Consider the following 13873-nt stretch of genomic DNA (forward strand, 5'->3'; position numbering starts at 1 on the left):
CTCGTTGAGGACGCGGTGTCAACGTGGCGGCGGAGGAATTGGAACGCCACCTTTAAAACCTGCGGAGGTCCAATCATAGACCGTAACGCCGGTGCGAATGCTTCCAAGCCGCGGAGCACTCACGTCCAGAATGACGACGATTACGATAGTCCACACCGCGGTCAAAATACCCGACAGCAGGTAGATGGTCTGGCCCTTCAAACCGAGTTGATAGCCGACCGCGCTGATCGAAATGATTGCCAGTCCGATAAGCAGCCAAAACACTTGCGGGGGAACCCGCGCTTCATGCGCGAACCGCTCATCGGTTGCCAGATCGAACGTGTCGTTGAGCGAACTCATCAACGCTGCGATGATCGGATCGGGGCGTTGGCGAGAGAGAGCCGCAGCGTGCCCCCACATCTGAGTTTGAAGGGCGGATGTTCGCGCGTTGATGTCCTCGAGTTCTGCCGATACGCGCGGCGCTTGGAGAAACTGCTTGCGGACCGCAATATAGTCTTCCAGGAGCTTGGCGATTTCCTGCCCGCGCGGATCGTCAATGGCTTGGGCGCGCAGCCATGCCGTCCCGATGGCATTGGCTTCAGCCAGCGTCGCCTGACGGCGTTCGGCGAAGCGGGTGTTCGCAAATGAGAGGGTGAGCGCCAAGACGAAAGCTAGAAGTCCCAGGATGCCGCCGACGATCAGTCCGACGCCTTCCGCATCGCCCGTGCCGCGGACTTCGCGCTCGCGGCGGCCAAGGATATAGCCGAGCAAGTGCGCGACGATCTGGGCGATGAACAAGACAGCCGCGAAGGCCGGCGGGCTCCAGTCCGCAAGGCGCGCCAGCAACTCCATCAGCAGCTCCGTCGAAAAATATGAAGATCAAGAAAGAATGCGGTGGACTGTGCCCGTTCCGGTCAACGCAAATCCCGGCTGGCAGCGAGTTTCGTCTCGCTGCCAGCGATCTTATTCGACCAAGCTAATGGCAAAGCAAGATCCATCAACTGCTGCCCACAGCTTGTATCGCGGGAACGCCTGGAGAGCACTCATCGTTTGAGGTTTTTGCCGCCCAATTCAGTCAGGGGGAGCCTTCTCAATCCGAGCCTACCGCCCGTATTCGAACACGGTTTCGCCCGCAACGATGGTGCGCAGGACGCGGCCTTGCATTTTGGCTTCGTCGAAGGGGGAGTTCTTTGAGCGCGAGCGCAGCAGGTCTTTGTTGACGACCCACGGCTCGCCCATGTCGAATAACACCAGATCCGCAATCGCGCCTTTTACGATGCGCCCGGAGTGAAGACCGAGCAGACGCGCGGGATTGATCGTCATGGCGCGCAGCACGACGTTCAGCGGCACGTCGCCCGAATGCACCAGACGCAGCGCCGCGACCAGCAGCGTCTCAAGGCCCGCTGCGCCGTCGGCTGCTTCCGAGAAGGGACGGCGCTTGGTGTCAGCATCCTGCGGGTCGTGGCTTGAGACGATCACATCGATGTCTCCCGAGCCTACCGCGCGAACCATCGCCACACGGTCTTCCTCGCGTCGCAGCGGCGGACGGACTTTCAAGAACGTGCGGTATGAGCCGATGTCGTTCTCGTTCAGGGTCAAATGGTTGATCGAGACGCCGCACGTGACCGGCAGCTTGCGCGCCTTGGCGCTGCGGACCACCTCAAGGCTTTCCTCGCAACTGATCGTCGCCGCGTGATAGCGCCCGCCCGTCATCTCGACGAGCCGCACGTCGCGTTCCAGAACGATGGTTTCGGCGAGCTTGGAAGCGCCGGGCAGGCCGAGCCGAGCAGCAACCTCGCCCGAATTCATCGCCGCAGAGCCCGTCAGGTAAGGGTCTTCGGTGTGATGGACCACAAGTGCACCGAAGTCCTTGGCGTAGTTCAGGACATTGCGCATCACGCGCGTGTTGGCGATCGACGATTTGCCATTCGAGAAAGCGATGGCGCCCGCCCGCTTCAGCAGGCCGATCTCGGTCATCTCCTCGCCAGCGAGCCCTTTGGTCATGGCGGCCATGGTGTGGACATGCACAAGTGCGTTGTCACGGGCGCGGCGCTGGATGAAGTCCACGAGCGCGACCTGATCGATCACCGGGTTGGTATCGGGCATCACCACCATGGTGGTGACGCCGCCAGCTGCGGCCGCGTGGCTTGCCGTCTTCAAGGTCTCGCGATGCTCGAAGCCGGGCTCGCCGGTGAACACCTGCATGTCGATGAGGCCGGGCGCCAGCACGTGGCCCTTGCAATCGATCACCTCGACACCTGTGGGCGCGTTGCGGCGCAGGTGCGGTCCGAGATCGGCAATCAGCCCATCCTTGACGAGGACGCCGCCAGGCTCATCCCGATTTGTCGAAGGATCGACTACACGCGCATTGATGAACACAATCGACTTGCCGGCGGGCAGGCTTTTTTCCGGCGTCTTGGATGTTGATTTTGATTGAGGGTTCATGCGGCGTCACCATCCTGCTCGGGAAGGTGGGCGGCAAGCGCCTCAAGCACAGCCATGCGCACGGCGACACCCATCTCGACCTGCTCGCGAATAACGCTGCGGCTGTCGTCGGCAACCGTGGAGGCAATTTCGACACCGCGGTTCATGGGGCCGGGATGCATGATCAGGGCGTCGGGCTTGGCGTGCGAAAGCTTCTCGTGGTCAAGGCCGAAGAAGTGGAAGAATTCGCGAGTCGAGGGCACATATGAACCCTCCATGCGCTCGCGCTGCAGGCGCAACATCATCACGACGTCGGCGCCCTCCAACCCCTTCCACATGTCGGTGTAAACTTCGGTGCCGAGGCGCTCGGGCGACGAGGGAAGCAGCGTGGAAGGCGCGATGATGCGAACGTTGGCGCCAAGCGTGTTGAGGAGATTGATGTTGGAGCGGGCCACCCGCGAATGCAGGATGTCGCCGCAAATCGCAACCGTCAGGCCGGAGATGCGTCCCTTGGCGCGGCGGATGGTGAGGGCATCGAGCAGGGCTTGGGTCGGATGCTGATGTGCGCCGTCGCCTGCATTGATCACCGAGCAATCCACCTTCTGCGACAGCAGCTCGACCGCGCCCGCCGCGTGATGGCGAACCACGATCAGATCGGGGCGCATGGCGTTGAGCGTCACTGCCGTATCGATCAGTGTCTCGCCCTTGGTGACAGAGGACGTCGCGACATTCATGTTCATGACGTCGGCGTCCAGCCGCTTCGCCGCCATTTCGAAGGAGGCCTGGGTGCGCGTTGAGGACTCGAAGAAGAGGTTGATAAGCGTGCGGCCGGAAAGTACCGACCGTCTGCGCGCGCCGCGTTGAACGGCGTCGGCGTTGGCATCTGCAAGCTTTAATAGAAAATCTATCTCCGCTGCGCTCAACCCCTCGCACGTGAGAAGGTGGCGGCGCGGAAAACGCTGAAGCTCGGAAGCGGTCGCAGACTTGGCCATTAAAGTCGTGTCTATACGGGGAGTCTTGGTGCCCCGCAAGCCGGACGGCGTCTCACGTCCCAACGCGGTATAGATTACGTTGCTGCGTGGCTCTTAGTGGGCCGTGCACGCCATGAACGAAAGCAGCACGAGAGCGGCTTAACGGCCGCCGGGAGGGCAGTTATGACCCAAAGGTTCGCCACCCATGAGGTGTTTAACCAGACCCCGCCCTTGGAGGACGTCAACCTTTTCCTCTCCGATGGCCCGTTGCGGTCGGCCGTTTCACGAGGCTTGGGGTCAGCCGCAAACGAAACACCGGCCGGGACGGCTTTAGAAGCCCTGGCAGCCTTCGGAGCAGTGGCCGGGGGCGCCGAGGCGGCGGAATGGGCGCGGCAAGCCAATGCCATAACGCCTGTTCTCGAAACCCACGATGCCCGGGGCAACCGTTGCGACCGGGTGTTGTTTCATCCCGCCTACCACAACTTGATGGGCGCGAGTTTTGCCCATGGGGTGCATCGGCTGGATGAGGAAACAGATAGTCCGCACGTCATGCGCGCCGCCAAACTCTATCTCGCCGCGCAGATGGAGGCGGGGCATTGCTGTCCGCTGACCATGACAAATGCGGCGATGCCGGTGCTGGCGCGCGAACCCGAGCTTGCCGCGCTGTGGGGCATCAAGGCCGCTGCGACGGAGTATGATCCCTCGTTCCAACCGGCGACGGCGAAGTCATCGGTAACGCTTGGCATGGGGATGACGGAAAAGCAGGGTGGCAGTGACGTGCGCGCCAACACGACCGTCGCGGAGCCGGAAGGTCGGCGTGGGTCGGGACAGGCCTACCGGATTACGGGCCACAAATGGTTCATGTCGGCGCCGATGTCGGATGCTTTCTTGGTGTTGGCACAGGCGCAAGGCGGTTTGACGTGCTTTTTAATGCCGCGGTTTACGCCCGATGGCGCGGTCAACTCTATCCACTTTCAACGATTGAAGGCCAAACTGGGTAACCGCTCCAACGCGTCGAGCGAGGTGGAATTCCTTGGTGCCTATGGGATGGCCATTGGGGATGAAGGCGAGGGGACCCGTGTCATCATCGACATGGTGACGCTGACCCGGCTGGATTGTGCGGTGTCGTCGGCTGCCTTGATGCGGCAGGCCCTCTCACATGCGATACACCACGCGCGCCATCGCACGGCATTCCAGAAGAAACTGATCGACCAACCTTTGATGACCCACGTTCTGGCTGCTTTGGCGCTCGACGTCGAGGCAGCGGTGGCGCTCGTGTTCCGCCTGGCGCGGGCTTTCGATACGCCGGGCGAAGAGTTCTCGCACGCTTGGCGGCGTTTGATGACTCCGATCGTCAAATATTGGATCTGCAAGAGTGCGCCGCCGTTCGTGGCGGAAGCGATGGAGTGTCTCGGTGGTAACGGTTATGTGGAAACGGGGCCGTTGGCGCGGATCTATCGCGAAGTGCCGGTCAACTCGATCTGGGAAGGCTCGGGCAACATCATGGCGCTCGATGTGGTGAGGGTGTTGCGCCGCGAGCCGGAACTTGCCCAATGCCTTCTCGAAGAAGCCCGCCCACGCTCCAAGCGGCTGGAGTTGATCGCGCTGCGAGACAAACTCGCCACTCTGCTCGGCGATGCTGCAAACCTCGAAGCTAATGCGCGCACCCTTTGCGAGGGTTTCGCGCTATATGGCGCGGCTAGCTTGTTGGAGCGCGGTGCATCGGCGGCGGTCGCGGATGGCTTCTCGCGGGCACGGCTGTCGCGCGATCACGCAGGCACTTACGGGACCGCCCGCCTGGCCGACCCGCGTGCGATCATTGAGAGCGCTGGATCTAGTCCCTAAATTCTATTTCGCGGGCGTGCGAAGAAGGCGCAGACCCAAACGCAGCTCGTCGGCCGTCATCCACGCCCACAGGCCAAGCATTGATGCGAGGAGAACGCCGCCACCTCCGATCAAGAGCCAATGGAACCAGCTTAGCGACCGATTGTCGGCGGCGCTGGCCGACAGTCGTGCGATGATGCGGGATTTTGGACCGGCAAGTACATAGCTTGCTTTGATTGCGCCTTTGCTCTGAGCGTCGCCGATAACCACAATAGGTTTGCCGACCGCAAGCCCGCGCTGTTCTCTCCAGCCATCGCGGCTACGTTCGCTATCGTGATCCCAGATGGGAAGAACAGGTGGAGGCGCGTGGGCTTCGGCAAGTGGTTCGCGTGGCCAGAACGTGTAATCAGTGTTTGCAACTTCAATGCGTTCGCCGTCATCCGACACAAGCGCGAATGATGATGCTTCCGGCTTTTCCGCGGGAACCCAAAGCGTTTTGCTTTCGATATTGCCTTCGCCCTGACTGACGTAGCGGCGGTACCATTGGTAAGCGACGAAGTTTTTGGACAGCGGCTGGTTGTCCTCGGCAATGCGCCCCTCAATGATCGCCGTGCCGTCTTCGTTCGCCGATTTGAGAAAATCTGCGAAGGCAAGGTAGCGGGTTGCTTCGTCGGATCCCGATGACTTTAGCCATAATCCAGCGCCCAAGACTGCCGCGCCGATAAGGGCACCGCTGCCATAGATCTTGGCACTTTCCCAAAGCTGTTCGGACCGCAATGCAATGGCGTCGCGCAGCGAGACGGTCGCAGAGCCGTCCCTTTCCGGTGTTGGGGGAGCGTTTCGCTCGGGCTTAGATGCAATTCTGGGCGATGTGCGCCGCTTCCTTTGTTCTTTCACCATGTTCCGCTAGCTGGCTTCTTGTCTCTTGAGGGTTCGTCCGCGCACGTTTCATCAACGGACCACTATAATGCGCTGAGCGCAACCCTTCGCCTTTCAATTCACGGCGAGGTGAATAGCCCACGTAGAACTCAGCGGGGTGCGACCGGCCGCGACAGATGTGCTGTGCACCGACAAGACCGGAACGCTGACCAAGGGCGTTGTGGAGTTGAGTGGCGCGCTCGACGCGAGCGGCGCCGAGTCGGCAAGAACGTTTCACTTGGCCTTTATCAATGCGAAGTTGGAGACGGGGATCGAGAACCCGCTCGACGCGGCCATCATTGCGAGTGCCGAAAGAAAAAAATCCTCCGATGAAGTCCCAGCAAAGATTGACGAAATTCCCTACGATTTCCTGCGCAAACGACTGACGATCGTTGTGGAGGCAGATGGCAGACGCCACACCATTATCACCAAGGGTGCCTTTGACAATGTTCTGGCTTGCTGCGCTCAGTTTGCGACCGAGGACGGCAACAGGCCGCTTGACGACGCTGTCGTAGAGAAGGCGCGGGCCTTCTATGAGAAACGCGGGCAAGCAGGCTTTCGCGTGCTGGGTTTGGCGAGCAAAGAAATGACCAGAACTCCGCAGCGTTGGGACATTGGCCATATCCAATCGTTCATGCTGGTGTTCGGACTGATCAGTACGCTTTTTGATCTGGTGACGTTTAGCGTGCTGTTATTGGTATTTCACGCCGATGAAGCGCTGTTTCAGAGCACCTGGTTCGTCGTGTCGGTGATGACCGAGCTTGCCGTGCTGCTCTGGTATTGAGGACACATAGGCCAGCTTGGATGAGCGCGCCCAGCTCCACGCTCCTAATGACTACAATTGCCGTTTTTGCGCTCTCCCTCATCCTCACCTACATTCCATTTCTGGATGAGATGTTTGGGTTCGTGCGCATACCCTGGCACCTTATGTTGATTGGCTTGCTCGTCGTCGCGGCTTACGTGGCAACGACAGAGCGGGCAAAGACATGGTACTTCGGGCGCAAAAAGCCCGAATCGCTCAAGCAGGCGATGCCCGTTAGGTGAACAGCCAGCTGGAAACGCCGCCGCGGCGCGCAAGATCGGTGAGGTCGGCGTCGAGACCGGCGAAGACCAGATGCGAGGCGGTCGGATCGAACCAGGGTGCGCCTTCGTGCGCGTTGCGATAAGGCGCGAGTAAAGACCACCAGGCGTGCTGGTCCCATGTGCTTTCCGGCATGGCGAGTGGCGGCAGGCGTCGCAGGCCGGTTTGCGAAGCCATCCAGCCGTACGCTGCCTGCCAAACGTCGCTGGATGCAGCCATGTTGTGGCGGGCCTTTAGTTGATTGATAGCGAGCACGCCGCCTTCGCGTGTGTGTTGGCCGATTTCCAATGTCGCGACCCGCGAGCCGTTGCGCTTTACCGAGAACAGGCGGCAGCGATCGCGCACGATGCGCTCGGCGTACTGGTCGGCGCAATTGTGCATGGCCGCTGCTTCCTTCAGCAGGCTGTCTGCATCGAGCAGCGCCTCGAAGCTGAAGCCGAGTACGGTGCGCGGTTCAAGCCAGCTATCCTTCAGCGCGCCCGACGGCAGTTGCAGCACAAGCCGGATGCGATTGAACCAGCTTTTGGCGGCGCAGAGTGCCGTGTCGAGCGCGATTTCGGGACGCCAGGGCACGACGATCAATTTGAAGGCGTCAGTATCGGGCCGGCCAGAGTGCCAAGCGTAGGCGGAGAGGATGGCGAGCGCCCGGCGAGGATCGAGTTCGTCGGCGAACAACGGCTGACCGGCAAGCCAGATGGCGAAATCTTCCCCGCAGGCTTCGCTGGCGAATAGAATCGAACGAAGCCAAGTGCGGCTTTCGGAGGTTGAGCGTGGCAGGCGGTGCACGATCTGGCGGGTGAACGCGGCACTTTGCGGCAGCACTCCAGAAATGTCGCCGAAGGCTTCCGGCGGCAGGCGCCGCAGCCACATCGGCAGACCGAGAGTGCGCGCGACGACTTTCAAAGGTGCGCCGGCATCGACAGCCGCGAGTGCGCCCAGCCGCGACTGCGCGGAACCGGAACGCGCAGCAAGCGCATAGAGCAGCCCGGGAAAGGTATCGCACAAATCGCCAGCACGCGGGGAGCTGCGGATAAGCCTTCTGATTTCGCGACGAACGGAGGGTGCGAACCGGAGAATCTGGCGCTCGCTCAATTCACCCGCTGGGTAGGAAACCGCACTTCGGCCCGGGAGAATTTGAACGGGCGACAACGGCAGATCTTCGGACATTTTCCAAAGTTCCTGGCAACTAGATTACGCGCGCCCCATTCTCTAACCTCTTAAAGCAATGCGGCGGTCCTGCGACGCGCGCGCAAAGAAACTGTTGTAGCAAGTTTCCTTGCCCGCAAGGCTGTGTTGCGTTGAGTGCGGTACGGGTAGCTGTCAGATCCGCGCGCTATCGCGCAGCCGGTCGAGGGCGCTTTGCAGGATCAAGGTGGCCGCCAGCTTATCGATGACTTCCGCCCGCCGTTTTCGGCTTTGGTCGGCCTCTATCAACATGCGCTCTGCAAGTTGCGTCGTAAGCCGCTCGTCCCATAGCAGGATCGGTGTCGGCGTGAGTTTGTTGATATTGCGGCAGAGCGCCCGGGTGCCTTGTGCGCGCGGGCCCTCGGTACCGTCGAGATTGGCTGGCAGGCCCACAACATAACCGCCGACTTGGTGCTCGCGCGTCAGGTCAAGCAGGCGGGCGGCGTCGAGGGAGAATTTCTTGCGCTGGATTGTCTCCAGCGGGGAGGCGATCGTGCGGGTAACGTCGCTGAGGGCGAGGCCCAGGGTCTTTGTGCCCGCGTCGATACCGATCAGACGGCTGTTGGGGGTGAGGCCGGCGATAAAGGCCGCGATATCCTCGGTTGTGGTGCCCGTTGCGGGCGGGGCGCTTTCAGTCATGAAGCTTCGGTCTGGCTTTGTTGGCAGCTATCGGGCTGCTTTTCCGGATTAAATCTGGGCCCGGACGAGGACTTCAAGCCGCAGGACGAAGGTTTATGTCAGTCTATCATATTCCCTTCTAGCCCGGCGCGATGACGAAGTCCTGCGGCAAACGGCGAAACGCCCGCTGTCGGGTTGCGCTGGGGCGCAAACTCCCGGTATGAGAGCACCAAGCCACGCGGATTTTCCGCTTATTCCCGTAAGGACTGAGAACATGCAGGTCGATGAAAAGACCGTCCGGCGCATCGCGCATCTTGCTCGTATCAAGATCACAGATGCGGAGGCCAAGGGGCTGGAAAAGGAACTCACGCAGATTTTGGAGTGGGTGGAGCAACTTGACGAGGTCGATACGGCCAACGTCGAGCCGATGACGCGGGTTGTCGCGCAGAAATTGAAGAAGCGCACCGACAAAGTGACGGATGGCGAAAAAGCCGACGATGTGACTGCCAATGCGCCGATGACAGAAGATCATTTCTACGTCGTGCCCAAAGTCGTGGAGTAGGCCATGCGCCCATTGATGATCGCGAGCCTGGTTGCCGCCAGTTGCGCATTGACCTGGGTGGCACTTGCTGAGGTGAAAGGCAACTTCATCGGGCCGGGAACGTACGCTACCGCTGACGGCTGCAAGAAAGTCGCGGCCTTGGCGCAAGGAAAGGAACGGAATGTCGAGACCGTTCCCGAAACACTGACGAAAGATGGCTTCCAGGGCTGGGAGGGCTCTTGCACCTTCCGCTCGATCACCGAAGTCGAAAAGGGTGCGAAGTGGAAGGCTGCCATGGATTGCCAGGAAGGCGCCGAAGAGGGGCCGGAGAGTGATCTGTTTGAACGGCTGGACGACGGGTCGTTGAAGGTCACCGTGATGGGTAATGACACGATATTCGTGCGCTGCGATGCTGAGAAGGGGAAGTAAGGGCCGTGACTGATCTGACCAAGCTGACATTGGCGCAGGCGCGCGACGGCCTTGCCAAAAAGGACTTCACTTCTCAGGAACTCACAGAAGCGCACTTGAAAGCCATCGAGACTTCAAACGATGCGCTCAACGCCTATGTGCTTGTGACGGCTGATCACGCGCGTGCGCAGGCGAAGGAAAGCGACAAGCGCATTGCCGCTGGCAAGTCCGGCGCGCTCGAAGGATTGCCGCTGGGTAACAAGGATCTTTTCTGCACCAAGGGGATCCGCACCACCGCCTGCTCCAAGATCCTCGATGACTTCAAGCCACCGTATGAATCGACCGTAGGCCAGAACTTGTGGGATGCCGGCGCGGTTATGCTCGGCAAGCTCAACAACGACGAGTTCGCCATGGGCTCATCAAACGAGACGAGTGCCTTCGGCAACGTCGTCTCGCCGTGGCGGCGCAAGGGCAAAGACGGCAAGATATCGGCCGACAAACTGGTACCCGGAGGGTCTTCGGGCGGATCGTCCGCAGCTGTGGCTGCCGACCTATGCCTTGCCGCGACGGCGACCGATACGGGCGGCTCCATCCGACAGCCGGCGGCTTTGACAGGCACTGTTGGCATCAAGCCCACTTATGGACGCTGCTCGCGCTGGGGCATCGTCGCCTTCGCCTCTTCGCTCGATCAGGCGGGTCCCATCGCCAAGACCGTGCGCGATGCGGCCATGATGCTGAAGGTAATGGCCAGCAATGATCCCAAAGACACCACTAGCGTCGATGCGCCGGTGCCGGACTATGAGGCGGCACTGGGCAAAGGTCTCAAGGGTCTCAAGGTAGGCGTGCCGAAAGAGTACCGGGTCGATGGCATGTCGAAAGAGATCGAGAAGCTCTGGGACGATGGCATCGCGTGGCTCAAGGCGGCAGGCGCCACAATTCACGACATCTCTTTGCCGCACACCAAGTATGCGTTGCCCGCCTACTACATCGTTGCGCCAGCCGAGGCTTCCTCCAACCTCGCACGCTACGACGGCATGCGGTACGGGCTTCGCGTGCCGGGCAAGGATCTGATCGATACCTATGAGAACACCCGCGCCGCCGGTTTCGGCAAGGAGGTGCGCCGTCGTATCCTAATCGGCACCTACGTGCTTTCGGCGGGCTACTATGATGCCTACTACCTTAAGGCTCAGAAGGTGCGCACCTTGATCAAGCGCGACTTCGACGAGGCATTCAAGACCGTCGATGTCGTTTTCACACCGACGACGCCGTCGCCTGCGTTTGCGGCCGGAGAGAAGTCTGGCGATCCGCTGGCGATGTATCTTGAAGACATCTTCACGGTGACGGTGAACATGGCGGGCCTGCCAGGCATGTCGGTGCCAGCGGGATTGTCCTCGCAGGGCACCCCTCTTGGGCTTCAGCTCATTGGCAAGCCGTTCGATGAGGAAACTCTGTTCCGCACGGCGCAGGCGATCGAGGATGCGGCCGGACGCTTCACGGTGCCCGACAAGTGGTGGATCAAGGGATAACGCAGGATGGATCCGAAAAAGCCCTGGGAATGCGCCGATATGGGGCAGGTGCGCACTGAGATCGATCGAATAGACGAGACGCTTGTGGAGCTCATTGCGGAACGCTTCAAGTATGTGGATCGCGCCTGGCAATTGAAGATGAACACGCCGGAAGGCGCTGTTGTGCCCTGGCGCATTCAGCAGGTGATCGATCGGGTGCGCGCCAACGCCGAGCAGCACGCGGTGTCTGCTGATCTATGCGAGGCGCTGTGGCGACAGATGATCGGGTGGTTCATCCAGTACGAGGAAGAGCGTATCCGTCAGACCCAGGATGCGAAGACGGATGCCGACACCGGCGCCGACAATGACGGTGGCTGACCGATGAGCCCCGGCCCGCAAAATATCGTTCCGCTGTACGAAGTCGCGCTGTACGCGCTGCTCAATCCGGCTTTGATCTGGGTAGCTTTCGCCATGGGGCGTAAGGTCGATGAGCCCGCCAAGCTGCTGATCGCGGCATTTGCCGGCGCGGTTGCCGGCTTTGTCGTGCTGTACCTGGTTGCACTAGTGGGTGTACTGGATGCGCCGCGTGTGGCGCGCGCCGCCGCAGGCGTCTTTGTTCTCTCTCTGCTCACCGGGCTCGTCTTTGCCTGGATCGGCTACCGGACCAAAAGCTCAAGCGACGCCTGAAGCCGATTTCCTGCGCATTCGCGCGGCGTCCATGGTGGTTGCAGCGCACCGGCAATTTGGGATAACCAGTGCGCATCTGCGAGGGTGACAAAATGCAAGACAAGACCAAGGCGAGCAAGTCGAACAACCTGATCCCAGGCGCTACCGGCGACTGGGAGGTCGTGATCGGCATGGAGGTGCATGCCCAGGTAGCCTCGCAGTCAAAGCTCTTTTCCGGCTCATCGACGGCATTCGGCGCCGAGCCCAACAGCCATGTCTCGCTGGTGGACGCGGCCATGCCCGGCATGTTGCCCGTCATCAACGAAGAGTGCGTGGCGCAGGCGATCCGCACCGGGCTGGGTCTCAAGGCGCAGATCAACCTGAGAAGCGTTTTCGACCGCAAGAACTATTTTTATCCCGACCTCCCGCAGGGCTATCAGATCTCCCAGTACAAGCAGCCGGTGGTGGGAGAAGGCACCGTTGAGATCGACGTCGATGGCGAGCCCATGACCGTCGGTATCGAGCGACTGCATCTGGAGCAGGACGCTGGAAAGTCGCTTCACGACCAGCATCCCGACTACTCCTACGTCGATTTGAACCGCTCGGGCGTGGCGCTGATGGAAATCGTGTCGAAGCCCGACATGCGGTCATCCAAGCAGGCCCAGGCCTACGTGACCAAGCTGCGCACCATTCTGCGCTATCTCGGCACCTGTGATGGCGACATGGAGAAGGGCAACCTGCGCGCCGACGTCAACGTCTCGGTGCGCAAGCCCGGTGACGAGCTGGGCACGCGCTGTGAAATCAAGAACGTCAACTCCATTCGCTTCATCGGACAGGCGATCGAGGTAGAAGCGCGCCGCCAGATCGACATTCTGGAAGACGGCGGCAAAATCGATCAGGAGACGCGGCTGTTTGATTCCGCCAAGGGCGAGACCCGCTCCATGCGTTCCAAGGAAGAAGCGCACGACTATCGCTACTTCCCCGATCCCGACCTGCTGCCGCTCGAACTGGAGCAGGGCTGGGTCGATGATCTGAAAGACCATCTGCCCGAGCTGCCGGATGAAAAGCGTTCGCGCTTCATGAAGGACTTTAGCTTATCGGGGTATGACGCGAACGTGCTCGTTGCTGAACGCGAGCGCGCGGACTATTTCGAGAAGGTTCTCGGGCTCGTTTCGGATGCCAAGCGTGACGGCAAGCTCGCCGCCAACTGGGTCATCAACGAGCTGCTGGGTCGGCTCAACAAGGAAGGTCACGACATTGCGGACAGCAAGGTGACGCCTCAGCAGATCGCCGGCATCGTGAACCTCATCGCTTCGAATGCTATCTCCGGCAAGATCGCAAAGGATCTGTTCGAGATTGTTTGGACAGAGGGCGGCGATCCCGCAGAGATCGTTGAGAAGCGCGGGATGCGTCAGGTCACGGACACCGGCGCCATCGAGAAGGCGGTGGACGAGATCATTGCTGCCAACCCGGAGAAGGCCGAGCAGGCGAAAGCGAAGCCCAATCTGTTGGGGTGGTTCGTCGGGCAGGTGATGAAGTCGACGGGCGGCAAGGCGAACCCGGCCGCGGTCAATGAGATCTTGAAGTCAAAACTCGGCATCTAGGGCAAGGCGCGCTTGAACCGCGCGCGTTGCGTCCAGCTCAAGTAGACCCGCAACAGCAGGGCGATTGCAAAAATAAAGAACCCGCCCGGCAGGATGGCCGCCGTCGTGTAAAGCAGCTTTGTCGTTGTCATGGCTCCCTCCTCAAAGGG

At 60.8% G+C, this 13873-nt stretch carries 16 protein-coding genes; 9 read left to right on the forward strand and 7 right to left on the reverse strand.

Annotated elements, in window-relative coordinates; genetic code table 11:
• Positions 1–18 precede the first annotated feature (18 nt).
• From R3D51_13460 to R3D51_13470, 3 genes are all read right to left on the reverse strand, one after another.
• Positions 19–831: a hypothetical protein gene (locus tag R3D51_13460; protein MEZ5900486.1), complete on the reverse strand. Its 813-nt coding sequence runs from the start codon at positions 829–831 to the stop codon at positions 19–21.
• Positions 832–1080: 249 nt separating this feature from the next.
• Positions 1081–2424 (reverse strand): dihydroorotase, encoded by a 1344-nt coding sequence (locus R3D51_13465; protein ID MEZ5900487.1) that lies wholly within the window; start codon positions 2422–2424, stop codon positions 1081–1083.
• Positions 2421–3395, reverse strand: a complete 975-nt coding sequence (locus tag R3D51_13470; protein ID MEZ5900488.1) for an aspartate carbamoyltransferase catalytic subunit — start codon at positions 3393–3395, stop codon at positions 2421–2423. The genes R3D51_13465 and R3D51_13470 overlap by 4 nt, the downstream gene beginning before the upstream one ends.
• A gap of 162 nt (positions 3396–3557) precedes the next feature.
• Between R3D51_13470 and R3D51_13475 the strand changes: the two genes are divergently transcribed.
• Positions 3558–5219: an acyl-CoA dehydrogenase family protein gene (locus R3D51_13475; GenBank protein ID MEZ5900489.1), complete on the forward strand. Its 1662-nt coding sequence runs from the start codon at positions 3558–3560 to the stop codon at positions 5217–5219.
• Between the two features lie 3 nt (positions 5220–5222).
• Here R3D51_13475 and R3D51_13480 read toward each other — a convergent pair whose 3' ends face one another.
• The gene (locus tag R3D51_13480; protein ID MEZ5900490.1) at positions 5223–6098 is read right to left on the reverse strand and encodes a hypothetical protein; all 876 of its coding nucleotides are present in this window, start codon (positions 6096–6098) and stop codon (positions 5223–5225) included.
• A 136-nt stretch (positions 6099–6234) separates the two neighbouring features.
• Here R3D51_13480 and R3D51_13485 point away from each other — a divergent pair, with 136 nt between their 5' ends.
• Together R3D51_13485 and R3D51_13490 are read left to right on the forward strand one after the other, a co-directional pair.
• A complete protein-coding gene (locus R3D51_13485; GenBank protein MEZ5900491.1) occupies positions 6235–6900 on the forward strand; it encodes a hypothetical protein in 666 nt (221 codons plus the stop codon).
• Positions 6901–6920: 20 nt separating this feature from the next.
• Positions 6921–7160, forward strand: coding sequence for a hypothetical protein (locus tag R3D51_13490; protein ID MEZ5900492.1), 240 nt, complete (start codon positions 6921–6923; stop codon positions 7158–7160).
• Here R3D51_13490 and R3D51_13495 read toward each other — a convergent pair.
• Both R3D51_13495 and ruvX read right to left on the reverse strand, forming a co-directional pair.
• Entirely contained in the window at positions 7153–8364 is a 1212-nt protein-coding gene (locus R3D51_13495) for a hypothetical protein (protein ID MEZ5900493.1), read from the reverse strand. The two genes, R3D51_13490 and R3D51_13495, sit on opposite strands and share 8 nt — an antisense overlap.
• Positions 8365–8517: 153 nt before the next feature.
• Positions 8518–9021 (reverse strand): Holliday junction resolvase RuvX, encoded by a 504-nt coding sequence (ruvX, locus tag R3D51_13500; GenBank protein MEZ5900494.1) that lies wholly within the window; start codon positions 9019–9021, stop codon positions 8518–8520.
• Positions 9022–9274: 253 nt separating this feature from the next.
• On the opposite strand from ruvX, the gene gatC reads away from it, so the two are divergent.
• The 6 genes from gatC to gatB all read left to right on the forward strand — a co-directional run bounded on the left by gatC (position 9275) and on the right by gatB (position 13724).
• Positions 9275–9562 (forward strand): Asp-tRNA(Asn)/Glu-tRNA(Gln) amidotransferase subunit GatC, encoded by a 288-nt coding sequence (gene gatC, locus R3D51_13505; GenBank protein MEZ5900495.1) that lies wholly within the window; start codon positions 9275–9277, stop codon positions 9560–9562.
• A 3-nt stretch (positions 9563–9565) separates the two neighbouring features.
• A complete protein-coding gene (locus tag R3D51_13510) occupies positions 9566–9970 on the forward strand; it encodes a hypothetical protein (GenBank protein ID MEZ5900496.1) in 405 nt (134 codons plus the stop codon).
• 5 nt (positions 9971–9975) lie between these two features.
• Complete coding sequence (gene gatA, locus R3D51_13515; protein MEZ5900497.1) at positions 9976–11475, forward strand: Asp-tRNA(Asn)/Glu-tRNA(Gln) amidotransferase subunit GatA; 1500 nt, start codon at positions 9976–9978, stop codon at positions 11473–11475.
• A 6-nt stretch (positions 11476–11481) separates the two neighbouring features.
• The gene (locus R3D51_13520; GenBank protein MEZ5900498.1) at positions 11482–11832 is read left to right on the forward strand and encodes a chorismate mutase; all 351 of its coding nucleotides are present in this window, start codon (positions 11482–11484) and stop codon (positions 11830–11832) included.
• Between the two features lie 3 nt (positions 11833–11835).
• Complete coding sequence (locus R3D51_13525) at positions 11836–12141, forward strand: hypothetical protein (GenBank protein MEZ5900499.1); 306 nt, start codon at positions 11836–11838, stop codon at positions 12139–12141.
• Between the two features lie 92 nt (positions 12142–12233).
• Positions 12234–13724, forward strand: coding sequence for an Asp-tRNA(Asn)/Glu-tRNA(Gln) amidotransferase subunit GatB (gene gatB / locus R3D51_13530; GenBank protein ID MEZ5900500.1), 1491 nt, complete (start codon positions 12234–12236; stop codon positions 13722–13724).
• Here the strand turns inward: gatB and R3D51_13535 are convergent.
• The gene (locus R3D51_13535) at positions 13721–13855 is read right to left on the reverse strand and encodes a hypothetical protein (protein MEZ5900501.1); all 135 of its coding nucleotides are present in this window, start codon (positions 13853–13855) and stop codon (positions 13721–13723) included. The two genes, gatB and R3D51_13535, sit on opposite strands and share 4 nt — an antisense overlap.
• Positions 13856–13873: the final 18 nt, after the last annotated feature.

Source organism: Hyphomicrobiaceae bacterium (genome assembly GCA_041397645.1).
GTDB lineage: Bacteria > Pseudomonadota > Alphaproteobacteria > Rhizobiales > Hyphomicrobiaceae > Hyphomicrobium_B.